Origin of the sequence: Nonomuraea sp. NPDC049725 (genome assembly GCF_040674795.1) — a bacterium.
Taxonomy (GTDB): domain Bacteria; phylum Actinomycetota; class Actinomycetes; order Streptosporangiales; family Streptosporangiaceae; genus Nonomuraea; species Nonomuraea ceibae.
This window is the reverse complement of the sequence record NZ_JBFANJ010000006.1, coordinates 288,688-310,533: the sequence shown is the minus strand read 5'-3', so window position 1 is coordinate 310,533 and position 21,846 is coordinate 288,688. Positions and strand designations below refer to the sequence as shown.

Below are 21,846 nucleotides of genomic sequence, written 5' to 3'. Positions count from 1 at the left end.
GCAGTGCAGGGTACGAGCCTCCCGTAACAGTCGTGCACGCATCGGGGGGTTCGAATGCGACTGCGTTTCATCAGTGGCGTGGGTGTGGTCGCAGTCGCTGCGATCGTGGCCGGATGCGGCTCGGAGCCCGTCGCCCAGGTCAAGGACACCAAGGCGGAGGCCGCCGCCAAGCTGCAGAAGACCAAGGCGGCCAAGGTCGCCGCCGCCGCGAAGGCCAAGGCCAACGAGCTCGGCCAGATCCCGGTCCTCATGTGGCACCGCATCGTCGACAAGCCCGCCACCACCGACGACCGCACCCCGGCGCAGTTCCGCGCCGACCTCGAACGGCTGGTCAAGGACGGGTACGTGCCCATCACCGCGGCCGAGATGGTCACCGGGAAGATCGACATCCCGGCGGGCAAGCACCCGGTGGTGCTCACGTTCGACGACTCCTCGCCCTCCCAGCTCACGCTGGACGGCACCGGCGCGCCCAAGCCCGGCACCGCGGTCGCGATCCTCCAGGAGGTCGCCGCCAAGCACCCCGGCTTCCGCCCCGTCGCCACCTTCTACGTCACCCGCGACATGTTCGGCAAGACCGGCCGCGAGGAGCAGGCCCAGATGCTCCTGTGGCTGAAGAACAACGGCTTCGACATCGGCAACCACACCCGCGACCACCACAACCTGCGCGGGCGCACGCACAAGCAGGTCGAGGAGCAGATCGGCTCCATCGGCAAGGAGATCACCGCGCTGGCGCAGGTCAAGCCGGTCACGATCGCCCTGCCGTACGGCAACCAGCCGAACAAGAAGGAGTGGGCCGCGCGCGGCGACGGCTACAAGCACGCGGGCGTCTTCCTGGCCGGCTACACGCCTTCCGCCTCGCCGTTCAGCCGCTCGTTCGAGCCGCTGGGCATCCCGCGCATCAGGGCCATGGACAAGAAGGGCGACTGCGCCCAGTTCTGCTCGACGGCCTGGCTCGACTGGCTCAAGGCCAACCCGGACATGCGTTACACCTCGGACGGCGACGTGTCGACCGTGGCGTACCCCAAGTTCAAGGCGCCGTTCCTGCGCCAGCTGTTCAAGACGTACGCCCTGCCGTACTGACGTCGCCGATCTCGACGATCAGGTTCGCCGGGTTCAGGAGCTCGTCGGTGACGCCCGGCACGGTGATGCCGAGGCGGCGGGCGTCACCGGTGGCCAGGTCGAGCACGTGGTAGGCGTCCTCCTGCCAGGGGCCGGTCGCCCGGATGACGAGGGTGTCCTCGTCCTCCCAGCGCACGATCTCCTCGGCCCGCCATCCGGCGGGCAGGCGCGGCGTCACGGTCCGGGTGGCCGCGCGCGTCGCCGGGTCGATCAGCACCACGGCGCGGGCGGCCCTGCCGTGCCGCGTCACCTCGTCCGGGACCACCGCCAGCGCGCGCCCGGACGGGGACGGCGCGGCGCCGTCCAGGTTGCCGGGCAGCTCGGCCCGCCGCACCGCCTCGCCTTCCGGCGAGTGGACGGTGTACGTGACGGCCGTGAGATGACCGGGCGCGCGGCTGCTCCTCGACGTGGCCAGCACGACGCCCTCGGCGGTCCGGCCGGCCACCCGGCCTGAGCCCTTCAGCCGACGCGTGCTGCCGCGCTCGACGTCGACGATCAGTGAGGCGTCCCGGACGAGCAGGTGGCGGCTGTCGCGGAAGAAGGCCGGGTAGCCCTCCTTCCCGACGCGGATCCGCTTGACGGTCCCGGCGGTCAGATCCCTGAGGGTCAGGTGACGGTCCCGCAGGTACGCCAGCCGCCTGCCGTCCCGGCTGAGCGTGATCCCGTCGTCGCCGGCGCCGGCGCCGGGCACCCACCAGCGCTCGCCGGTCGTGGTCACCAGGGTCCAGTGCCGGCAGGCCGCCGTGGGCTCGTCGCAGACGGGCCGGTACGCGTACCGCACGGGCGCGGGCAGCGGGCCGCGCAGCTCCTGCACCGGGCGGACGTCCCGCCCGGACTCCGGCCGGAGGAACGTGACGGGGGCCTCGGGGCCACAGCGGCGTGAGCAGCCAGGCCACGGCCAGGACGGCGGCGGCGACCACCGCGGCGAGCCTCATGCGATCCTGCCCGGGACCGAGCCGGCGGGCAGGTCCTCGACGGGTTCGCTCCTGCCGGTGTCCAGGGCCACCAGGAAGTGGCCGGCGTCGGCGAGCTCGATCAGCAGGCGCCCGTCCTCGGCCCAGCCCAGCGGGACCGGCGGCTCCTCGTGCTCGGGGAGGCGCAGCGGGGCCCGGTCGCGGACCAGGCCGGTGCGCGGGTTCATGGTCAGCACCTCGTCGTCGGTCACGAGCGCCAGCCTCCGCCCGTCGGGGGAGGCCAGCGGCCGCAGCGTGGGGTCGAAAGGCGCCCGGGTGCGGACCTCGCCCCGCGGGCCGAGCGTCAGCAGCTCGGTGTCGGGGGCGACGGTGAACGCGCGGCGGCCGGTGGTGGCGATCATCCCGTAGGGGCCGAGCCCCAGCACGCGGCGGACCTCCGGCAGGTGGACCCGCTCTCCGGTGGCCGAGTCGACGACCTCCGTCCCGCCGCCGTCGGTCGTCAGGCTCACGTAGCGGCCGTCGCGGGACAGCATCGGCTCGGGGAGGTCCCTCGGCGACACCGGCTCCGTGAGCGGGTCCAGCAGGTCGCCCCGCAGCCCGGCGAGCATCATCCGGCCGGTGTCGCGGTCCAGGTAGACGGCGCGGCTCCCGTCACCGCTGAGCGCGAACGGCGCCCCCTCGTCGTCGCGCGCCTCGGGCAGCAGGATGCCGTCGCCGTTCGCGTCGTACAGGTGCCAGCCGGGGGCGCCCTGCGCGGAGGTCGCGAAGACGGCGTGTGCGAGTACGTCCCGGGACCCTCCACCGGTGAACGGAACCGGCGGGCCCGGGATCCCGTACGGCAGGAGGGCGAGGCCGCCGGCGAGCAGCAGCGCCGTCACCGCCGGCCAGGGGCGGGCGCGCGGGCGCGGCGCCGCCGCCGAGGTGTCCACCGCGGCCAGGACCACCGTCAGGAGCGGCAGGCCGTACATGATCGCGAGCCGCACCACCTCCGCCGAGGCGAACAGGCGGGGCAGGCCGCTGCCCGGCGCGGTCCACAGCGCCACGGCGACGCCGGACGCGGCCAGGTGACGCGCGGCGCCGGCGCGCAGCGCCGCCCCGGTCCGGTCGCCGGGCCGCGCCCGCAGCCGCGTGAGGAGCACGTGGACGGCGAGCACGACGGCGAGCGTGACGACCGCCCAGAGCCGCTGCTCGATCGGCACCTCGTGCCGGAACGAGCGCAGCACGGCCGCCACGGCGACCGCCGAGGCGATCACGGCGGCGGCCCGCCACATGAGCGTGAGCGACTCCGGCAGGACCTCCAGCACGCCGCCGCCGTCGCGCGCCAGGAACGCGGCGGCGGCGAGCATGCCGACGAACCAGCCGGCTGCCAGCGAAGGGAGAACGCTGAGAAAGGAGTTTTCGCCGGCGAAAGCGAAGATTATGCACGCGCCGATCCCCGCCACCGTGTAACGGTCGCGTACGGCGAGGTAATGGCCGATCCGACTGAGGTCGGCCGGATTCGCCTCGATCGCGGCGTGACGTGCGAAGAATTCGGCCCGCTCCCCGGAAACGCGGGGATTCCGCATGGCCAGCGCGCCCCCGACCGCCGTCGCCAGAAGAAATGTCGTCAGCAACTGCCGTTCACCACCCGGGAAAAGTAGCAGAATGCACATTCGGCTGACAGGGGGATCAATAATGAGCAAACGGGTCAGGTGGGCGGGAATCTGGGTGCCGCTCGCGGCGGTGGCGGTTGGCGCGATCTGGTTCAGCGGGCTGGTGACGCCGCTCCTGGTCCAGAAGGCGAGCAGCGTGAGCGGAGTGGGCAGCGCCTTGTCGACCCTCGACGACCACGGCCGGCGGTTCCGCTCCGGCATCGACGCGTCGCCGACCATCGTCAACGAGGGCTGGCTGCCCGTCACGATCACCGGCGTCGGGCTGCGGGGCCCTGGACTGGACCTCCTCGCGATCAAGGAAGGGGAGGGCCGCCCGTTCCCGTACACCGTCCCGGGGCGCGGCAGCGTGCGGCTGGATCTCAAGCTGGAGGTGACCGACTGCGCGGCCGCCGTCGCCGCCGAGGAGCCGGCCGCGATCGTGTTCCGGGTCGAGCACTGGTGGGGAAGCGTGACCACCGACGTGGTGCCGCAGGGGAACTCGCTCGGCGAGCCCTGGCAACTCAGCGCTTTGCATCTGGCCTGCTGATAACCATATGTAGCAGTATGGATACTATGGGCGACATGGAGTTGTTTCCGGCTATGCCGCTTGAGGAGTGGGCCGACACCAAGGAGACCATCCACCGCTTCGCCCAGATCGTGGGCAAGGTGCGGCTGGTCTCGGCGACCCGGCGTAACCACTGGTGGTCGATCCCGTTCCACCTGACCGGGCGGGGGCTCACCACCCGGCCGATGGGCGGGATGGGGGAGCTGCCGCTGTTCTGCATCGACTTCGACTTCGTCAGGCACCGGCTCGTTGTGGACGTGCTCGACGGGCGCAGCGCCGAGTTCAGCCTGGTCGGGCAGTCCGTGGCGTCGTTCTACGAGGAGCTGTTCGCGACGCTGGACCGGTTCGGCGTCCGGCCCGACATCCTGGCGGTGCCGTTCGACCTGGGCGACAGCACGCCGTTCGCCGAGGACACCGCGCACGCCGCCTACGACCCCGCGCTCGCCAACCGCTACTGGCGCGTCCTGTCACAGGTCGCCCAGGTGCTCGACCGCTTCGCCGCCGGGTTCTGCGGCAAGACCAGCCCGGTGCACCACTTCTGGCACACCTTCGACATCGCGGTCACCCGGTTCACCGGCAAGATCGTGGGCGCCTCGCCCGACGTCGACCCCGTCACCCGGGAGGCGTACAGCTGGGAGGTCATCAGCTCCGGCTTCTGGTTCGGCGACGACGAGCGGCCCTGGCCGGCGTTCTACTCCTACACCGCGCCCGAGCCCGACGGGCTGGAACGGGAGCCGCTGCGGCCGGAGCGGGCCGAATGGCTCCCGGCGCGGGGCAGCCACCTGGCGGTGCTGCGCTACGACGACGTCCGGGCCGCCGACGACCCGGTGTCGACCGTGCTGGACTTCCTCGAAAGCGCCTACCAGGCAGGGGCGAAGCTGACCCGCCTGCCCGAGGACGAGCTGGCCAGCCCCGGCGGCGTCACCGACCCGTGCCTCGACACGCCGTGAGGATCTCCCGGCCCCGCTCCGGCGTGATCAGCGGCGCGATGCGCGGATCGGCCAGCAGGCTCACCGGGGCGACGTGGTCGTCCGTCAGCGGCCGCCACAGCGCCGGCGCCTCCTTCAGCCGGGGCCAGGCGTCGGCCGCCGACCAGTCGACGGCCCGCACCGCCGCGTCGAACTCCGGCACGCCGTAGCGGAGCGGGGCCTGGCCCGCCGCCCCGATCAGCTCCTTGACCGGGCCGGCGCCCCGCTGGCGGAGGCCGTCGAGCGTGGAGCTCCGCCACTGCGGCGTCCGCGCGTGCTCGGCACGCAACAGCGGCAGGATCTCGCCGCTCAGCAGGACGGGGTCGGGCTCCCAGCCGGCCGAGCTCGACAGCGGCCGCTCCACATGGTGGCTCACGTCGTCATGAGGGTCGCCCAGCATGATCCGGAGCTGGTAGAGCAGCAGATCGGCCCGGTCACGGCCGAAGCGCACGGCCTCCTCCAGCACCGCCAGGGGCTCGTCCAGCTCCCCGGCCAGGATCGCCAGCCGGGCCCGCTCGACGCTGGCGTCCCACTCGCGCCGGGTCTCGCAGTCGGGCCGGTCCAGGCTGTGGAAGCCCGCGTAGAAGTCGTACATCTTCGCGTGGAAGGACGCGTGCCGCACCGGGCCCATCGCCGTCCACGAGAACTCGTCGTAGGCCGCCCACTCGCCGTGCTCGTCGACGTCGTCCGGATCGAGGAAGACGACGCCGGCGTCGGCCTCCAGCGACACCAGCAGCGACCGCGCGAGCAGGTCGTCCTCGTCCTCGTTCTCGTCCTCGCCGATCAGGTGCGGCTCCAGGTCGCGCAGCCAGCCGATCTCCCTGGTGCCGCGCAGCCGCCAGACGAACGGGCCGGCGTGCGTCCAGCCGTCGGTGACCAGAAGGAACTCCCGGTACGACGGCGGCAGCGTGCGCCCCAGCCGGGCCTCCAGGGCGGCGACCTCGGCCTCGGAGGCCGGGCCGAACCCCAGCCAGGAGGGCGTGGCGGGGTCGGCGGGAGGGTTGGCGATCCGCCATTCGTCGCTCCACCGCTCCAGGAAGGGCTTCCAGGCGTGACGGTCCATGAGCGGCATCCCAGCAGATGGCGCCGACATTCCTGACGTCACGAAGCCTTAACAGTTCTCTGGAAACTTCCTGGGCGTCGTAAAGTTTGCGTCGTCGGGCTTTGTGCACACGTGGGGAAGACGAATGCCGCAGATGTCGCCGCTGGTCGCCGGTGATCCCACCCAGCTGGGATCGTTCCGGCTGTCCGGGCGCATCGGCGAAGGCGGCCAGGGCATCGTCTACCTGGGCGTCAACGACGCGGGGGAGCAGGCGGCGGTCAAGCTGCTGCACGTGAAGTTCAGCGGCGACACGGTCGCCAGGTCGCGCTTCGCGCGGGAGCTGAAGGCGGCGCAGCGCGTGGCGTCGTTCTGCACGGCGCGGGTGATGGAGGCCGACCTCGACGGCGACACCCCCTACATCGCCAGCGAGTACATCGACGGGCGGCCGCTGCGCGAGCTCGTCGAGAGCGACGGGCCGCTGCGCGGGACCGTGCTGGACCGGCTGGCCATCGGCACCGCGACCGCGCTGGTCGCGATCCACCACGCCTCGATCGTGCACCGCGACCTCAAGCCCGACAACGTGCTGATCGCCTCCGACGGGCCGCGCGTGGTCGACTTCGGCATCGCGCGGATCATCGACTCGACGGGGACCATCACCAGCCGGGCCATCGGGACCCCCGCCTACATGGCGCCCGAGCAGATCGCCGGCGACGACGTCGGGCCTTACACGGACGTGTTCGCCTGGGGGGCGACGATCGCGTTCGCGGCCACCGGGCAGTCGGTGTTCGACGGCAACTCCATCGCGACGGTGCTCAACAAGATCCTCAACCACGAGGTGGACGTGGGGATGCTGCCCGAGCCGCTGCGCGGGGTGGTGCGGTCGGCGCTGGCCAAGTCGCCGGGTGAGCGGCCGTCGGCGGACCAGATCCTGCTGCGGCTGCTCGGGCAGCCGGAGCACGTGGGGGCGTCCACGGACGTGCTCAACCGGGGTGTGCAGGTGGCCAGCGACGACACGACGCCGTTCATGCGCGTGTCACGCACCACGGGCGCCACGGCCGCGCCCGCGAGCGCGGTGCGGACATCCGGTACGAGCCACGCCGGCGCCTCCGCGGCGCCGTCGGGGGAGGTCGCCTACCACGGGGCCGAGAGTGCCGGGGTGGCCGAGAGCCCGCCGCGCCCGGAGGGCGGGGGGACGGGCAGTGGCGCGTTCCAGCTCCCCGTGGACGGCGGGGCGCCGGCGCGGGGCGGGCGCGGGGCCCGGTGGGCGGTGCTGGCCGGTGCGCTGGTGCTGGTGGCGGCGGCCGTCGCGGCGATGGTGTGGAAGGGCTGGCCGGTGGCGCTGGGCGAGCTGGGCCCCGACCCGGCCGAGGGCAGCGGCAAGCCGCCGGAGGCGTACGCGTCGGTGATGGACAAGGTCGGCAGGACCGGCAAGATCGTGATCGGGGTGAAGGCCGACCTGCCGGGGATCGGGCTGCTGCGTGACGGCGGGTTCGAGGGGTTCGACGTGGACCTGGCCAAGGAGATCGCGGCCAAGCTCGGCGCGAAGCAGACGGAGTTCGTGGCGGTCTCGCGGGGGAGCAGGGCGCGGGAGCTGGCCGAGGGCGGGGTGGACCTGGTGGTGGCGACCTATTCGATCTCCGATGCCGACGACGTGACGTTCGCCGGGCCGTACTACCTGGCCTACCAGGACGTGCTGGTGCGCAAGGGGCGGATCGCCGCCCTGTCCGACCTGAAGGGCAAGAGGGTCTGCGGGATCAACAGCCCGACGGTCGGCCTGGTGCAGGACAGGGTGGAGGTCGAGTCGGTGCCGGCGGGCAACTACGCCGAGTGCATGGACCTGCTGCGCAGCGGCGCGATCGACGCGGTGCCCGGCGAGGACCTGATCCTGGCCGGGTTCGCCGCGCGCGAGAGCCAGCGCTACAAGGTGCTGGGCGCGCGGCTCGACGACCCGGAGCGCTACGCGGTCGGCCTCAGGAAGGGCGACGTCAGGACGTGCAAGGCGATCAACGGAGTGATCGCCGACATGTACCGGACCAAGGCGATCCACCAGCTGCTGGGCCGCCATTTCGGCACTGTGGACTTCGCCACGCAGTCGAAGGTGCCCGCGATGAATGACTGCGGATGACGACCGGGTAGAGTCCGAAAGTCAACGAATCGACCCGGGAGTTAGGGGAAGGCCATGGCCACGCCCGTCAAGGTGACCGTCACCGGAGCAGCCGGTCAGATCGGCTACGCGCTGCTGTTCCGCATCGCGTCGGGCCAGCTGCTGGGCCCTGACGTCCCGGTGAAGCTGAGCCTGCTGGAGATCCCGCAGGCGGTCAAGGCGGCCGAGGGCACCGCCATGGAGCTCGACGACTGCGCGTTCCCGCTGCTGTCGGGCATCGAGATCAGCGACGACCCCAACGTGGCGTTCGCCGGCGCCAACGTCGCGCTGCTGGTCGGCGCCATGCCGCGTAAGGCGGGCATGGAGCGCGGCGACCTGCTCGGCGCCAACGGCGGCATCTTCGGCCCGCAGGGCAAGGCGATCAACGACCACGCCGCCGACGACATCAAGGTGCTGGTGGTCGGCAACCCGGCCAACACCAACGCGCTCATCGCCCAGCAGAACGCTCCCGACGTGCCGGCCGAGCGCTTCACGGCGATGACCCGCCTCGACCACAACCGCGCGCTGTCGCAGCTCGCGGCCAAGCTGCAGGTGCCGGTCTCCGACATCCGCAACATGACGATCTGGGGCAACCACTCCGCGACGCAGTACCCCGACCTCTTCCACGCCGAGGTGGGCGGCAAGGTCGCGGCGGAGCAGGTCGACGGCGAGTGGCTGCGCGAGACGTTCATCCCGACGGTGGCCAAGCGCGGTGCGGCGATCATCGAGGCGCGCGGCGCCTCGTCGGCGGCGTCGGCCGCCAACGCCGCGATCGACCACGTGCACGACTGGGTCAACGGCACCGAGTGGACGTCGGCGGCCGTGGTGTCCGACGGCTCCTACGGGGTGCCGGAGGGGCTCATCTCGTCGTTCCCGGTGCGTTCGGCGGGCGGGCGTTACGAGATCATCCAGGGGCTGGAGATCGACGCGTTCTCGCGTGAGCGGATCGACGCCTCGGTGCGCGAGCTGGCCGAGGAGCGCGACGCGGTGCGCGAGCTGGGCCTGATCTGAGCAGCCCGGCCTGACCTGATCTGTCGCGAAGGCGCGCGCCCCGGATGACGGGGTGCGCGCCTTTGCCGTGCTCGTGCTGCTCGTGCTCGTGCCGGTCGTGCTCGTGCGGTCAGGGTGGCGCGTGACAGGGGGACGGCGAACCGGCCTTGACGGGCTCGGGCGTGGCGAAGACCACGCCCGCGGCGGCGGCCAGGCTGCCCAGCATGACGAGGACGACCGCGAGCGCCTTCGTCACCCTTGGTGAAATGCTCCTCACATTTCGGTATCACAGCACATATTGCGCCGCGACAGGAGTCATTTGCCGGAAAGCGCCGCCCAGGCGTCGGCGACCATCTCGCGCAGCGTCGTGTGCTCGGGCTTCCAGCCCAGCTCGCCCTGGATCTTGTCCGACGAGGCGACCAGCACCGCCGGGTCGCCGGCCCGCCGCGGCCCGACGACGGCCGGGATCTCGTGGCCGGTGACCTCGCGGCAGACCTCGATCACCTCGTTCACCGTGAACCCGGTGCCGCTGCCCAGGTTGTAGATCTTGTGCTCGCCCTCCGCGCAGGCGTCGAGCGCCAGCAGGTGGGCCCGCGCCAGGTCGCGGACGTGCACGTAGTCGCGCACGCCGGTGCCGTCGGCCGTCGGGTAGTCGTCGCCGAACACGGTGATCGACTCGCGCTCGCCCGTCGCCACCTTGAGCACGTTGGGGATGAGGTGCGTCTCGATCGCGTGGCGCTCGCGGAAGCGGCCGTAGGCGCCGGCGACGTTGAAGTAGCGCAGGCTCACCGCGCCCAGCCCGCGCAGCGCGGCGAACGCGGTCAGCGTCGTGTCGACGGCCAGCTTGGAGGCCCCGTACGGGTTGGTGGGCCGCGTCGGCGCGCTCTCCACGATCGGCGAGCGCTCCGGCTCCCCGTAGGTCGCCGCCGTCGAGGAGAACACGATCTTGCGCACGTCGCGCTCGCGCATGGCCTCCAGCAGCGCCAGCGTGCCGCCCAGGTTGTGCGCCCAGTAGAGCCCCGGCTTCTCCACCGACTCGCCGACCAGCGACTTGGCGGCGAAGTGGAGCACCGCGTCCGCCCCGTCGAGCGCGTCGCCGGCCTCGGTGATCGACGCGCGGACGAACCGCGCCCCGTCGGGCACCGCGTCCTCGTGCCCGGTGGACAGGTCGTCGAGCACGGTCACCTCGTGTCCCGCCTCGACGAGCTGGGCCGCGACGACGCTGCCGACGTATCCGGCGCCTCCGGTGACCAGCAGCCTCATGTTCACTCCCGTTGAAATATGTTTGATTTTGTACGGCTTGCCGTTCAGCATACGCGGGAAAGCCGCCGAGTACGCTGCCAAACACCATGTTTGACACCGTCGCGGCGAACATCGCCCTGGTCCTGCTCTTCATCCTGGTGGGCGGGTTCTTCGCCGCAGCCGAGATGGCCATGGTCTCCCTGCGCGAGAGCCAGGTCCGCAAGCTGTCGCACAAGGGCCGCCGCGGCGAGCGCGTCGCCAAGCTCGCCCGCGACCCCAACCGCTTCCTGTCCGCCGTGCAGATCGGCGTGACCGTCGCCACCATGCTGTCGGCCGCGTTCGGCGCCGACCGGCTCGGCATGCAGCTCACCCCCGTGCTCAAGGGCTGGGGCGTGCCCGCCGCCATCGCCCCCGTGCTCGCGCTGGTGCTGGTGACGCTGGCCATCTCGTACGTGTCCCTAGTGCTCGGAGAGCTGGCTCCCAAACGCCTGGCCCTGCAACGCGCCGAGGGCCTGTCGCTCGTCGTCGCGCCGTTCCTGGACCGCATCGCGGCGCTGTCGAGGCCCGTCATCTGGATGCTGTCGAAGTCCACCGACGGCGTCGTCCGGCTGCTCGGCGGCAACCCGAAGGCCGACCGGGAGGAGGTCACCACCGAGGAGCTGCGCGACATGGTGGTCGGGCACGCCGAGCTGACCCCCGACGAGCGCAAGCTGATCGCCGAGGTGTTCGCCGCGGGCAAGAGGCAGCTGCGCGAGGTCATGCTGCCGCGCACCGAGGTGGAGTTCATGGAGGCCGACACCCCGCTGGCCGAGGCCGCGGTGCTGGCCGCCGGGCTGCCGCACTCCCGCTTCCCGGTCTACCGCGAGTCCTACGACGAGGTGATCGGGTTCGTGCACGTCAGGGACCTGCTGGACCCGGTGCTCACCGGCCGCACCGAGCCTCTGAGCGAGCTGGTGCCGATCCGGCCGGCCAAGTTCGTGCCCGCCTCCAAGCGGCTGCTCACCACGCTGGGCGAGATGCGCGACGAGGGGCAGCACATGGTCATCGTCATCGACGAGTACGGCGGCACGGCGGGCATCGTCACGATGGAGGACCTGGTCGAGGAGCTGATCGGCGACATCAGGGACGAGTACGACGTCGAGGACGACACGGTCGTGCTGCCCGCCGGGGAGATCGAGATCGACGGCCTGACCAACCTGAACGACTTCGGCACCGAGACGGGCATCAGGCTGCCCGACGGCCCGTACGAGACGCTGGGCGGGTTCGTCATGGCGATGCTGGGCCACGTGCCGGAGCTGGGCGAGCTGGTCGAGGTGCACGGTTTCGAACTGACGGTCACGGAACTCGACGGCAGGCGTATCGCGCGGGTAAGGGTGAAGCGCCGCTCGCTGGTCGAGTCGCCGCCCGAACCTGATTCCTGACACAATTGCCTGCTATGGCCAGACCTCGTGTACTCTCCGGCATCCAGCCCACCGCGGACTCCTTCCACCTGGGCAACTACCTGGGTGCGGTCCGGCAGTGGGTCACCTTGCAGGAGACCCACGACGCCTTCTACTGCGTGGTTGACCTCCACGCCATCACCGTGCAGACCGAGCCCGCCGCGCTGCGCCGCCGCACCCGCGTCGCGGCCGCCCAGCTCCTCGCCGCCGGGCTCGACCCCGAGCGCGCCACGGTCTTCGTGCAGTCGCACGTCCGCGAGCACAGTGAGCTCGCCTGGATCCTCAACTGCCAGACGGGCATGGGCGAGGCCGCCCGCATGACGCAGTTCAAGGACAAGTCGGCCAAGTACGGCGAGAGCGCGGCCAGCGTCGGGCTGTTCACCTACCCGATCCTCCAGGCGGCCGACATCCTGCTCTACCAGGCCAACAGCGTGCCGGTGGGCGCCGACCAGAAGCAGCACCTGGAGCTCACCCGCGACCTGGGCCAGCGCTTCAACCACCGCTTCGGCGACACGTTCACGATCCCGGAGCCGTACATCCTCAAGGAGGTCGAGAAGATCACCGACCTCCAGGACCCGTCGGCGAAGATGTCGAAGTCCTCCTCCAGCCCGGCCGGCATCCTGGACGTGCTGGAGCAGCCGGGGCCGCTGCGCAAGAAGGTCATGCGCGCGGTCACCGACACCGGGTCGGAGGTGCTGTTCGACGAGGAGAACAAGCCGGGCATCTCCAACCTGCTGCGGATCCAGTCGGCGCTGACCGGCGTGCCGATCCCCGACCTGGTGGCCCGCTACGAGGGGCAGGGCTACGGGACGTTCAAGAAGGACGTCGCCGAGGCCGTGGTCGAGGCGTTCACCCCGATCCGCGAGCGCACCGAGAAGCTGCTGGGCGACGAGGCCGAGCTGGACAAGCTGCTGGCGGCCGGCGCCGAGCGGGCCCGCGCGGTGGCCCGCCGGACGATGGCCGAGGTCCGCGACCGGGTGGGCTTCCTGCCGACGCTCTGAGCCGACGGCCGCGCCGAGGCCGACCGCTCACCACGCTCACCACGCTCACCGGCTGAGCCGGGTCGCCGCGTAAGCGGGGGCCGCCTGGGCAGGAGTGCAGGGTGATCGTGAGTGAGCGGGTGGCGGCCGCCAAGGCGCGCGGGCGGCGCACGGTGGAGAGCTGGCGGGTGCGGCGGCCGTCGGTCGACCACCTGATCAGGACCGTCCAGCGCTACCAGGCCACGTTCGGCGACCGGCTGGCCGGGGCGGTGACGTACTTCGCGTTCCTGTCGTTCTTCCCGCTGATCGCGCTGGCGTTCGCGCTGCTCGGGTACGTGATGTCCGTCGACGAGGCGGTGACCCAGGCGCTGGAGGCGGCGATCGCCGAGCGGCTGCCCGGCGTGTCGGAGGAGCTCGACCTGTCGGGCATCGGGGAGGCCAGGGCGACCGCCGGGATCATCGGCCTGCTGGGCCTGCTCTATGCCGGGCTGGGGGCGGTGGACGCGCTGCGGGGGGCGCTGCGCGAGGTGACGATGGCGACCTCGCCGCCGCTGAACTTCTTCCTCGGCAAGCTGCGCGACCTGGTCTCGCTGCTCATGCTCGGGGTGACGCTGATCGTGTCGGTGCTGGCGGGCGGGCTGGCCACGCAGGCGACGCGGAACGTGGCCAACTTCCTGTTCGGCGACAGCTCCCCGGTGGTGACGGCGGCGACCGGCGTGGTGGGCGTGCTGGGCAGCGTGGCCGCCGACTGGGTGCTGTTCGTGATCGTGCTCGGCTGGGTGGCGCGGCCCGTCCAGCCGTTCCGGGTGATCGCCCGGGGCGCGCTGCTCGGCGCGATCGGGTTCGGCCTGCTCAAGCAGCTCGCCTCGCTGCTGCTCGCGCAGACGCTGAGCAACCCGCTGTACGGCGCGTTCGCGGTCATGGTCGGGCTGCTGATCTGGATCAACTTCTCGGCCCGGCTCGTCCTGTACGTGGCCGCGTGGACGGCCACGGCGGGAGGCGCCCCGCCGCCCGAGCCGACGCCGATGCCGTTCAGGACGGGCCGGACGTCACAGGCGTGAGCGCCGCCTGCGCCGGATGCCGTAGCCGAGCCAGAGCAGCCCGAACAGCAGCCCGCCGCCGATCACCAGCGAGCCGACCGTGCGCGTGGTGCCGGTCTGCTTGGCGGCGGCGTTGTCCAGCAGCGGCGGCGGTGGCGCGGCGCTGGGCGTGGCGCTCGGGGTGGTCACCGGGGCGGCCTGGGCCGGCGGCTGGTCGGGCAGCGGGTCGACGAGCTGCCCCACCGGGCTGACCTTGCCCCGGGCGGCGAACCCCCAGTCGAGCAGGCCGGCCACCTCGTCCCAGAAGTAGCCCTTGTGCCGCATGACGACCACGATGATCGTGTGGCCGTCGCGGGTGGCCGCGCCGACGAAGCTGCCGTGGGCCTTGGAGGTCCAGCCGTTCTTGACGCCGATCATGCCCTTGTAGCGCCAGAGCAGCTTGTTGTGGTTGCTGATCTGGTAGGGCTTCTTCGGCGCGGGGAACGTGGCGGTCTTTGTGCTGATATATCGCCGGAAGTCAGCGTTCGCCAGCCCGGCCCGCGCGATGAGCGCCAGATCGTACGCCGAGCTGCTCTGCCCCGGCTTGTCCAGCCCGCTGGGCGTCATGGCGACCGTGTCGTTCGCCTGGAGGCGCTTGGCCTCGGCGTTCATGTCGGCCATGGTCTTGGCCAGGCCGCCGTTGGTCTCGGCCAGCGCCATCGCCGCGTCGTTGCCCGAGGACATCATCAGCGCCCTGAACAGGTCCTCGACCTCGTAGATCGGCTTGGGTTGCAGGCCGACCGCGCTGCCCTCCTGGTTGACGGCGTTGCGGCTGGGCTTGACCTTGAGGTCCTTGTCCAGCTTGGGGATGAGCGTGACCGCGGTGAGGATCTTGAGCGTGCTGGCCGGCAGGAAGCGGCCGTGGGCGTTCCTGGCCGCGAGCACCTGGCCGGTCTCCTGGTCGGCGATGAGGAACGAGGTCGCCTTGGTCTTGGGCGGCGCCCGGAAATCGCCCGGCCTGACCAGCCCCTTGGCGCCCAGCGCGTCACCGCCCACCGGTGAGGTGGTCGGGTCGGCCTGGGCGGGACCTGCGAGGATGACCCCGAGACCGACCGCTGCGATGAGTGCCGTGACAGGCATCCGTTTCGTCCACATGGCGGTCTCAGCGTAGCTTCGAGTTGTATCCCATGTGCCGACACATCCCCCGAAGATCGGCCCACGACGCTAGAGAGATGGTCATGTCACGAAAGATCGCCGGATTCCTCGTCGCGCTCGCCGCGTTCATGGTCTTCGAGTGGATCAACCTGGGATTCAACCTTCAGGACGGCCACGACACCGGCTTCTACGTGGTGCACGGCATCCTGATCGCGGTCAACATCATCCTGGCGGTCGTGCTGGGGATCATCGGCCTGCGGGGGCTCGGCAAAGTGCCGTCCTGGTGGCGGCGTGCAGCTCGTCGGCCTCACGACGGGAGCCGGCGATCGTCGTGAAGCCCATCTTGCCGTGCTCGGGGATGGCGCCGAGCAGGTGGAAGACGTTCCCGGTGCCGGTCGCGGCGTCGAAGCCGAGGCCGAGCCGTTCGGCGGTGCGCAGCACCTCGCCGGGGGAGCGGCCGCGCAGGCAGTCGGCCGAGCAGTTGTCGGTGGCCGTGTAGTACGTGGGCCGGTCGCCGGCCATCAGCAGGCCGGTGCCCGGGTCGTACCGGGCTCCGGTGACGAGCTGGGCCGCCCCGTACGGATGGGTGGTGCCGCCGATCCGCAGGTTGATCTCGCACAGCAGGGCCGCGTAGCCGGCGTCGGTCTTCATGGCGAAGAAGTCCATGCCGAACAGCCCGACCGCGCCCTTGCTCGCCAGGATGGCGGCGATCCGGTCGGCCGAGGCGCCCACCTCGGCGCGGTACTCCGGCGCGGCCGGGAACGTGCAGCCCTGGTAGACGTCGTTGTTGGCGCCGCCGAGCACCTGGTCGTGGGTGGCCAGCACCTCGTGGTGCCCGCCGGGCGAGATGCGGGCCAGCGCGCTGGGGAAGTACAGCGGCCGGTGCTCGATGAACTCCTCGACCACGGCGCCGCGCTCGGCGACCTTGGCGGTGAACGTCTCCCAGGTCTCGCCCGCGGCGGAGAAGCTGGTCGCGGCGCGGTCGCCTTTGGGCAGGATGGCGTTGCCGAGCCCCGAGTAGCCGTCGTTCAGCTTGAGGATGACGCGCTCGCCGGGCAGCGACTCGATGGCGTCCTCCAGCTCGGCGAGCGTGTGCAGGTCGCCGAAGCCGCGCGCCATGGGCACGCCCGCCATCGAGCCGAGCTCGCGCGAGCCGCTCTTGGAGCCGTAGTAGGCCAGCGCCGTGGCCGGGCCGTAGAGGGGCACGTTGAGTGACGAGGCGAGCTCCTCCTCCAGCTCGCTCAGCACGAACGGCACGATGAAGGCGTCGCCGTCGATCGCGGACCGCAGCTGGTCCATGACGTCGGGACGCGACAGTAGCGTCCTGGTGAGCGGTTGCGCGTGCGGCTCGTCGAGGGTGATGAGCTCCAGCCGCTTGGCGGCCTCCTCCGGGTCGGGCAGGAAGCCGAGGTAGTAGGCGACGATCTCCGGGTCGATCGGCGCGGACGACAGGTAGACCACCTTGACCCCGGGCTCGCGCAGGGTCAGCAGCAGGAAGAGCAGGCGCTCCTCGTAGCACCGCGCTCCCGTGATGCGGCGGAGCTCGTCCTGCGGCAGGGAGAGCGAGGGTACGACCACCAGGGTCCCCTCGCCCGGCTCGAAGATGCTCAACCTGGCATACTTCTCCCCGAACGGGATATTAGTGATCATATTGCGAGTGAAACACGCATTCTTCTCAAATGCAGCAATCGCCGGAGTGTCATGACCATGACAGAAGGTGACAGCATTCGTCATGGCGGAGCACGTTTGGGATGCCCGGCTCGGGGTCAGGATTTAATGATCCCTTGTGACTATTTTCGGGCCACGCCGGATGGTCACAGTCCGTGACGACCCGTGGTTACGGGCATGCAGGCGGCTAACTTTTGGTGTAGTTGTCGGCGCGAACGCTCACGAGAGCGATAAAGTCGAAGCATCGCCGGGCCCGTGGCTGACCGCCGTGTTCCCGGCTGAAGCCGCCCTCTTCGGGAGACGGCGGAGAGTCGCGCCCCCGTGTCGATGAGCTGCTCGGAACGGACAGCCGCCACTGAGGGACAAATGACGAAAGACGGCGCTATTAGGCCGTGCGGCGTTGGGCAGTGGTGATCGCACGGCATGGGACGGGATGGTGACTGATGCAGGGACGTGAGCTTCGAGGGGAACTCGACGCGTTCCTGGCGGGGATCGAGCAGGACCTGGTGGCCTTCCGCCGTGATCTGCACATGCACCCCGAGCTGGCCTTCGCCGAATACCGCACGACGCAGCGGATCGCCGAGCGGCTCAGCGCCGCCGGGCTGGTCCCCTCGGTGCTGCCCCGCGGCACCGGGCTGATCTGCGACGTGGGCCGGGGCGACGGCCCGACAGTGGCACTGCGCGCCGACATCGACGCGCTCCCGCTCCAGGACGAGAAGGAGCTGCCCTACCGCTCCACCGTGCCCGGCTCCTGCCACGCGTGCGGGCACGACGTGCACACCACGGTTCTGCTCGGCACCTCGCTCTTCCTGGCCCAGCAGGCCGCCGCCGGGCTGCTGCCCGGCCGGGTGCGCCTGATCTTCCAGCCCGCCGAGGAGCTGCCCGGCGGCGCCCTGGAGGTCATGGCGCAGGGCGGCATCAGCGGCGTCGACCGCATCTTCGGCCTGCACTGCGACCCGCGCGTGGACGTCGGCCAGATCGGCCTCAAGTCGGGCCCGATCACCTCGGCCTGCGACAAGCTGACGATCCGGGTCTCCGGCCCCGGCGGCCACACCGCCAGGCCGCACCTCACCGCCGACCTGGTCTTCGCGCTCGCCAAGATCCTCACCGAGCTGCCCGCCGCGCTGTCGCGCCGGGTCGACCCGCGCTCCTCGCTCAGCCTCGTGTGGGGCCGCGTGTCGGCGGGCTCGGCCGCCAACGCCATCCCCGACGACGGCGTGGCCGAGGGCACCGTGCGCTGCCTCGACGAGAACGCCTGGCACGCCGCCCCCGACCTGATCAAGTCCCTGCTGGAGTCGGTCGCCGGCGCCTACGGCGTCGAGGCGACGATGGACTACACGCGCGGCGTGCCGCCCGTGGTCAACGACGACGGCTGCGTGGAGATGCTGACCGAGGCGGCCCAGCGGGCGCTCGGCCCGGGCGCGGTGGTGCCCACCCAGCAGTCGCTCGGCGGCGAGGACTTCGCCTGGTACCTGGAGTCGATCCCCGGCGCGTTCGCCAGGCTCGGCACCCGCTCCCCGGAGTCCGGCATCACCTACGACATCCACCAGGGCACGTTCGACGTGGACGAGCGGGCCATCGCCATGGGCGTGCGCCTCATGGCGACGACCGCGCTCACCGCCCTGTTCGAGGGCACCCGCCTCCCGGCCGCGGACGAGATCACCTCCGCCCTGGCCTGAGGCGGGCCGTCACGGCAGCCGGCCGAAGACCACCGGCAGCTTCACCGACGAGCGGCCCGGCGACACCGTGACTTCGGTGCCCGCCGGGTAACGCAGCGTGTAGTCGTGGTCCGTCGAGATGATCACCACGCCGATCCGGTGCCCCTTCTTGAACAGGTGATCCTGCGGCTGGAGATCCCACGTGAAGCCGTACTCGCGGCCCGGCCTGACGGGCTCGCTGCGGTCCTCCCGGTGCCGGTTGCGCACGTCCAGCCAGCCCCGCGTGACGATCTTGTACGGGGTCACCGCCGTGCCCAGCGTGCGCAGGGCGGTGCAGCCGGTGTCACCCGGGACGCCCTGGCCGTAGCAGAGCGTCTCGCCGGTCGGCACCAGCCTGCCGTCGGGCCGCGTGTCCGTCCCGTAGTCGACCAGCAGGGCGGTCAGGTACGGCGTGGCGCCGTCGCGCATCGAGGCCCGCACCGAGATCGTCGGCGTGCCCGAGATCCGCACGTCGGCGGGCAGCGGGGCCGTCAGGTAGGCCAGCCGGTTCGGGTCCGCCGCGGGCGCGGTCCCGGCCAGGTCCTCGGCCGTGCGGGTCTTCTGGTCGGTGTACGACTCGCGCGCCGACCAGGGGCGGGGCAGCAGGCCGAGCTTGCCGCCCGAGCCCATCCACAGCCGCACCGGATGGGCGCCCGGCAGCGGCCAGGAGGCGTGCCGCCCCCACTGCCCGGCGGCGATCTCCACGTCGGCCTGCGGCTCACGCATGACGCCGCTGTCGAGCCCGTACAGCCAGTGGTCGAACCAGCCGTGGAGCTGGCGCAGCCACTCGGCGGTGCGCAGGCTGAACGGGTTCATGTGGGTGCCCTGGTGCAGCCAGATCTTGCGCGGCACGTTCCGCTCGGCCAGGGCCTGCCACCACTGGGCGGCCTGCTTGGTCTTGACGTTCCAGTCGTTGAGCCCGTGCACCAGGAAGACGCTGGCCCGGACCTTGTCCACGTCGTTGAGGTAGTTGCGGGCGTCCCAGAACGGGCTGTAGTCGCCGCTGACGCGGTCCTGGGCCGCCGCCAGGCCGTCGATCACCGGGCCGCACACCGCCTGGCCGTCCTGCCTGGTCAGCACGAACTTGGCGAGCACGTCGGCGTCCTCGCCCTGGAAGCCGCCGGGGGCGAGCACGCCGCCGTTGGCCCGGTAGTAGTCGTACCAGGAGGAGATCGCGGCGATGGGCACGATCGTCTCCAGGCCCTCGACGCCGGTCGCGGCGACGGCGTTGGGCAGGGTGCCGTTGTAGGAGACGCCGATCATGCCGACCTTGCCGGTGGACCAGGTGGCCTCGACCGGGGCGCCGTTCGCGTCGAAGCCCTTGGCGCGGCCGTTGAGCCAGTCGATGGCGGCCTTCGGCCCGGCGGTCTCGTTGCGGTCGCCGGTGGTCGGGCAGCCGGTGGCCCGGCCGCTGCCGACGTTCTCGACCAGGGCTATGGCGTAGCCGCGGGGCAGGAAGTAGTTGTCGTAGTAGCCGGCGAACGGCTCACTGGCGAGCTTGTCCGCGTGCGAGCGCAGCGTGGGCAGCGGGTTGCCGTCCTCGTCCACGTCGACGGGGTGGTTGGGGACGTCGTTGACGCCGGAGAAGTACGGGCTGGCCTCCATGATCACGGGGACTTTGAGCCCCTGGTCGGTCTCCTTGGGGCGCAGGATGTCGACGGCGACCCGGTCGGGCCGGCCGTCGTGGTCACTGTCGGTGCCTTCGACCTCGACGAAGACGGTCTGTTTGACGGCGTCCGCGCGGGAGAAGACCGGTTGGGTGGCGTTCCCCTCCACGCTGATGGCGGGGGTGTCCGCCGCGACGGGCCCGCTGGTCAGTCCCAGGACGAGGACCGCGGCCAGCGGCACGGCGATGGCCTTCCAAGGGTGCATGGCAGAGCTCCAGACGACTTTTCCGCCGGTTGGCGGGAATCCCTGCCATGATCGATCGGCGGTCACCGGCTGGCGAGGCCCAAAATTCGGCAAAGCTTGCCGGCCGCCACCTGAGCGGACGGGCCCGGAAATCAGGTCACGGACGCGCTTGATGTCGATAACGGAGCGGTTGCGACCCTGTGTGCTGGTTTGGTATGCCCTGGTCAACCAACTATCTTCCGTGCAGGGTTGCCGTACGTTTCTTCGCGCCTGCGATGAAGTTCGACGGCGGGGAAATGGAAGGGAGTCGCCTTGCTCAGCAAGCGATTCGGCAGGTTGGCGACCGGCACGCTGGCCGGTGCCATGCTCATGGCGGCCGCGGCTTGTGGTGGTGGCAGCACGGGCGGGGAGACCACGGCGAGCACGTCGCCCGGCACGGAGACCAACGCTCCGGCGGCGAGCGGCCTGAAGGTCGGCCTCGCGTTCGACATCGGCGGTCGCGGTGACAAGTCGTTCAACGACGCCGCCTACGCCGGCCTGGAGAAGGCCAAGGCCGAGCTCGGCGCCGACATCAAGGAACTGAGCCCCGCCGCCGACGGCTCCAACCGCGCCGAGCTGCTGACCCAGCTCGTCGACGCGGGCTACAACCCGATCATCGGCGTGGGCTTCGCCTACGGCGAGGACATCAAGAAGGCCGCCGAGGAGAACCCGGACGTGCAGTTCGCGGTCGTCGACTCGGCCTCGAACGCGGCCAACGTCACCGGCCTGCTGTTCGCCGAGGAGCAGGGCTCCTACCTGGCGGGCGTCGCCGCGGCGACCAAGGCCAAGAGCGGCCACGTCGGCTTCGTCGGCGGCGTCGAGAACGACCTGATCAAGAAGTTCGAGGCGGGCTTCGTGGCCGGCGTCAAGTCGGTCAAGGCCGACGCCAAGATCGACGTCAAGTACCTGACGCCCGACGGCGACTTCACCGGCTTCCGCGCCCCCGACAAGGGCAAGGTCGCGGCCGAGAAGATGTTCCAGGACGGCGCCGAGGTCGTCTACCACGCCGCCGGTGACTCCGGCCTGGGCGTGTTCCAGGCGGCTGCCGCGGCCAAGAAGAAGGCCATCGGCGTCGACTCCGACCAGCGCCAGACCGTCACCGAGCCCGAGCTGCAGGAGGTCATCATGACCTCGATGCTCAAGCGCGTGGACGTCGGCGTCTTCGAGTACATCAAGGCGTTCCAGGGCGGCGCCAAGGGCGGCAGCGACATCGTCTACGACCTCAAGGTCGACGGCGTGGGCCTGTCCACCACCGGCGGCGAGATCGACGACATCCAGGACAAGATCGACGCTGCCAAGAAGGACATCGTCGACGGCAAGATCACGGTTCCGGCCAAGCCGTAACCTGGGTAGGAACCATCGACCGAGGGCCCGAGTCCCGAGA

The 21,846-nt window shown here is 71.2% G+C and carries 19 protein-coding genes; 11 read left to right on the top strand and 8 right to left on the bottom strand.

Annotation, left to right across the window (positions count from 1 at the left end; translation table 11 throughout):
* Positions 1 to 78: 78 nt before the first annotated feature.
* Positions 79 to 1,080: a polysaccharide deacetylase family protein gene (locus AB0J53_RS18370; RefSeq protein ID WP_357584243.1), complete on the top strand. Its 1,002-nt coding sequence runs from the start codon at positions 79 to 81 to the stop codon at positions 1,078 to 1,080.
* Here the strand turns inward: AB0J53_RS18370 and AB0J53_RS18365 are convergent.
* Positions 1,055 to 1,933 carry a hypothetical protein gene (locus AB0J53_RS18365; RefSeq protein WP_364173463.1) on the bottom strand — a complete coding sequence of 293 codons (879 nt, stop codon included), beginning with the start codon at positions 1,931 to 1,933 and terminating at the stop codon, positions 1,055 to 1,057. The genes AB0J53_RS18370 and AB0J53_RS18365 overlap by 26 nt on opposite strands.
* 117 nt (positions 1,934 to 2,050) lie before the next feature.
* On the bottom strand, positions 2,051 to 3,379 hold the full coding sequence (locus AB0J53_RS18360; protein ID WP_364173460.1) for a hypothetical protein: 1,329 nt from the start codon (positions 3,377 to 3,379) through the stop codon (positions 2,051 to 2,053).
* Between the two features lie 328 nt (positions 3,380 to 3,707).
* On the opposite strand from AB0J53_RS18360, the gene AB0J53_RS18355 reads away from it, so the two are divergent.
* Positions 3,708 to 4,211 (top strand): hypothetical protein, encoded by a 504-nt coding sequence (locus AB0J53_RS18355; RefSeq protein WP_364173457.1) that lies wholly within the window; start codon positions 3,708 to 3,710, stop codon positions 4,209 to 4,211.
* Positions 4,212 to 4,246: 35 nt separating this feature from the next.
* Positions 4,247 to 5,179 (top strand): DUF5996 family protein, encoded by a 933-nt coding sequence (locus tag AB0J53_RS18350; protein WP_364173454.1) that lies wholly within the window; start codon positions 4,247 to 4,249, stop codon positions 5,177 to 5,179.
* On the opposite strand, the gene AB0J53_RS18345 is transcribed toward AB0J53_RS18350, so the two are convergent.
* A complete protein-coding gene (locus AB0J53_RS18345) occupies positions 5,151 to 6,260 on the bottom strand; it encodes an SMI1/KNR4 family protein (RefSeq protein ID WP_364173451.1) in 1,110 nt (369 codons plus the stop codon). The genes AB0J53_RS18350 and AB0J53_RS18345 overlap by 29 nt on opposite strands.
* Positions 6,261 to 6,384: 124 nt before the next feature.
* Between AB0J53_RS18345 and AB0J53_RS18340 the strand changes: the two genes are divergently transcribed.
* Together AB0J53_RS18340 and AB0J53_RS18335 are read left to right on the top strand one after the other, a co-directional pair.
* The gene (locus tag AB0J53_RS18340; protein WP_364173448.1) at positions 6,385 to 8,364 is read left to right on the top strand and encodes a serine/threonine-protein kinase; all 1,980 of its coding nucleotides are present in this window, start codon (positions 6,385 to 6,387) and stop codon (positions 8,362 to 8,364) included.
* 54 nt (positions 8,365 to 8,418) lie between these two features.
* Positions 8,419 to 9,393: a malate dehydrogenase gene (locus AB0J53_RS18335; protein WP_364173445.1), complete on the top strand. Its 975-nt coding sequence runs from the start codon at positions 8,419 to 8,421 to the stop codon at positions 9,391 to 9,393.
* A gap of 109 nt (positions 9,394 to 9,502) precedes the next feature.
* Here AB0J53_RS18335 and AB0J53_RS18330 read toward each other — a convergent pair whose 3' ends face one another.
* Together AB0J53_RS18330 and galE are read right to left on the bottom strand one after the other, a co-directional pair.
* On the bottom strand, positions 9,503 to 9,628 hold the full coding sequence (locus AB0J53_RS18330; protein WP_281426784.1) for a hypothetical protein: 126 nt from the start codon (positions 9,626 to 9,628) through the stop codon (positions 9,503 to 9,505).
* 59 nt (positions 9,629 to 9,687) lie between these two features.
* Entirely contained in the window at positions 9,688 to 10,635 is a 948-nt protein-coding gene (galE, locus tag AB0J53_RS18325) for a UDP-glucose 4-epimerase GalE (RefSeq protein ID WP_364173442.1), read from the bottom strand.
* Positions 10,636 to 10,721: 86 nt separating this feature from the next.
* Between galE and AB0J53_RS18320 the strand changes: the two genes are divergently transcribed.
* From AB0J53_RS18320 to AB0J53_RS18310, 3 genes are all read left to right on the top strand, one after another.
* Complete coding sequence (locus AB0J53_RS18320; RefSeq protein ID WP_364173439.1) at positions 10,722 to 12,035, top strand: hemolysin family protein; 1,314 nt, start codon at positions 10,722 to 10,724, stop codon at positions 12,033 to 12,035.
* A 14-nt stretch (positions 12,036 to 12,049) separates the two neighbouring features.
* On the top strand, positions 12,050 to 13,054 hold the full coding sequence (gene trpS / locus AB0J53_RS18315; RefSeq protein ID WP_357584224.1) for a tryptophan--tRNA ligase: 1,005 nt from the start codon (positions 12,050 to 12,052) through the stop codon (positions 13,052 to 13,054).
* Positions 13,055 to 13,155: 101 nt separating this feature from the next.
* Entirely contained in the window at positions 13,156 to 14,094 is a 939-nt protein-coding gene (locus AB0J53_RS18310) for a YhjD/YihY/BrkB family envelope integrity protein (RefSeq protein WP_364173437.1), read from the top strand.
* Here AB0J53_RS18310 and AB0J53_RS18305 read toward each other — a convergent pair.
* The gene (locus AB0J53_RS18305) at positions 14,083 to 15,192 is read right to left on the bottom strand and encodes a D-alanyl-D-alanine carboxypeptidase (protein WP_246644005.1); all 1,110 of its coding nucleotides are present in this window, start codon (positions 15,190 to 15,192) and stop codon (positions 14,083 to 14,085) included. The two genes, AB0J53_RS18310 and AB0J53_RS18305, sit on opposite strands and share 12 nt — an antisense overlap.
* A 98-nt stretch (positions 15,193 to 15,290) precedes the next feature.
* Between AB0J53_RS18305 and AB0J53_RS18300 the strand changes: the two genes are divergently transcribed.
* Complete coding sequence (locus tag AB0J53_RS18300) at positions 15,291 to 15,542, top strand: SCO4848 family membrane protein (RefSeq protein ID WP_246644007.1); 252 nt, start codon at positions 15,291 to 15,293, stop codon at positions 15,540 to 15,542.
* Here AB0J53_RS18300 and AB0J53_RS18295 read toward each other — a convergent pair.
* Positions 15,454 to 16,818, bottom strand: coding sequence for a peptide ligase PGM1-related protein (locus AB0J53_RS18295; protein ID WP_364173432.1), 1,365 nt, complete (start codon positions 16,816 to 16,818; stop codon positions 15,454 to 15,456). The two genes, AB0J53_RS18300 and AB0J53_RS18295, sit on opposite strands and share 89 nt — an antisense overlap.
* Before the next feature lie 500 nt (positions 16,819 to 17,318).
* On the opposite strand from AB0J53_RS18295, the gene AB0J53_RS18290 reads away from it, so the two are divergent.
* Entirely contained in the window at positions 17,319 to 18,554 is a 1,236-nt protein-coding gene (locus AB0J53_RS18290) for a M20 family metallopeptidase (RefSeq protein ID WP_219500713.1), read from the top strand.
* Between the two features lie 9 nt (positions 18,555 to 18,563).
* Here the strand turns inward: AB0J53_RS18290 and AB0J53_RS18285 are convergent, their stop codons facing one another.
* Complete coding sequence (locus AB0J53_RS18285; RefSeq protein WP_364173429.1) at positions 18,564 to 20,444, bottom strand: Xaa-Pro dipeptidyl-peptidase; 1,881 nt, start codon at positions 20,442 to 20,444, stop codon at positions 18,564 to 18,566.
* 291 nt (positions 20,445 to 20,735) lie between these two features.
* Here AB0J53_RS18285 and AB0J53_RS18280 point away from each other — a divergent pair, with 291 nt between their 5' ends.
* Positions 20,736 to 21,806: a BMP family ABC transporter substrate-binding protein gene (locus tag AB0J53_RS18280; protein ID WP_219500718.1), complete on the top strand. Its 1,071-nt coding sequence runs from the start codon at positions 20,736 to 20,738 to the stop codon at positions 21,804 to 21,806.
* Positions 21,807 to 21,846: the final 40 nt, after the last annotated feature.

Excerpts from the sequence above, each read along its gene's own strand:
- galE (WP_364173442.1), bottom strand. The coding sequence starts at position 10,635 with ATGAGGCTGCTGGTCACCGGAGGCGCCGGATACGTCGGCAGCGTCGTC.
- AB0J53_RS18290 (WP_219500713.1), top strand. The coding sequence starts at position 17,319 with ATGCAGGGACGTGAGCTTCGAGGGGAACTCGACGCGTTCCTGGCGGGG.
- AB0J53_RS18360 (WP_364173460.1), bottom strand. The coding sequence starts at position 3,379 with ATGCTCGCCGCCGCCGCGTTCCTGGCGCGCGACGGCGGCGGCGTGCTG.
- AB0J53_RS18355 (WP_364173457.1), top strand. The coding sequence starts at position 3,708 with ATGAGCAAACGGGTCAGGTGGGCGGGAATCTGGGTGCCGCTCGCGGCG.
- AB0J53_RS18350 (WP_364173454.1), top strand. The coding sequence starts at position 4,247 with ATGGAGTTGTTTCCGGCTATGCCGCTTGAGGAGTGGGCCGACACCAAG.
- AB0J53_RS18345 (WP_364173451.1), bottom strand. The coding sequence starts at position 6,260 with ATGGACCGTCACGCCTGGAAGCCCTTCCTGGAGCGGTGGAGCGACGAA.
- AB0J53_RS18340 (WP_364173448.1), top strand. The coding sequence starts at position 6,385 with ATGCCGCAGATGTCGCCGCTGGTCGCCGGTGATCCCACCCAGCTGGGA.
- trpS (WP_357584224.1), top strand. The coding sequence starts at position 12,050 with ATGGCCAGACCTCGTGTACTCTCCGGCATCCAGCCCACCGCGGACTCC.
- AB0J53_RS18285 (WP_364173429.1), bottom strand. The coding sequence starts at position 20,444 with ATGCACCCTTGGAAGGCCATCGCCGTGCCGCTGGCCGCGGTCCTCGTC.
- AB0J53_RS18300 (WP_246644007.1), top strand. The coding sequence starts at position 15,291 with ATGTCACGAAAGATCGCCGGATTCCTCGTCGCGCTCGCCGCGTTCATG.
- AB0J53_RS18320 (WP_364173439.1), top strand. The coding sequence starts at position 10,722 with ATGTTTGACACCGTCGCGGCGAACATCGCCCTGGTCCTGCTCTTCATC.
- AB0J53_RS18335 (WP_364173445.1), top strand. The coding sequence starts at position 8,419 with ATGGCCACGCCCGTCAAGGTGACCGTCACCGGAGCAGCCGGTCAGATC.
- AB0J53_RS18305 (WP_246644005.1), bottom strand. The coding sequence starts at position 15,192 with ATGCCTGTCACGGCACTCATCGCAGCGGTCGGTCTCGGGGTCATCCTC.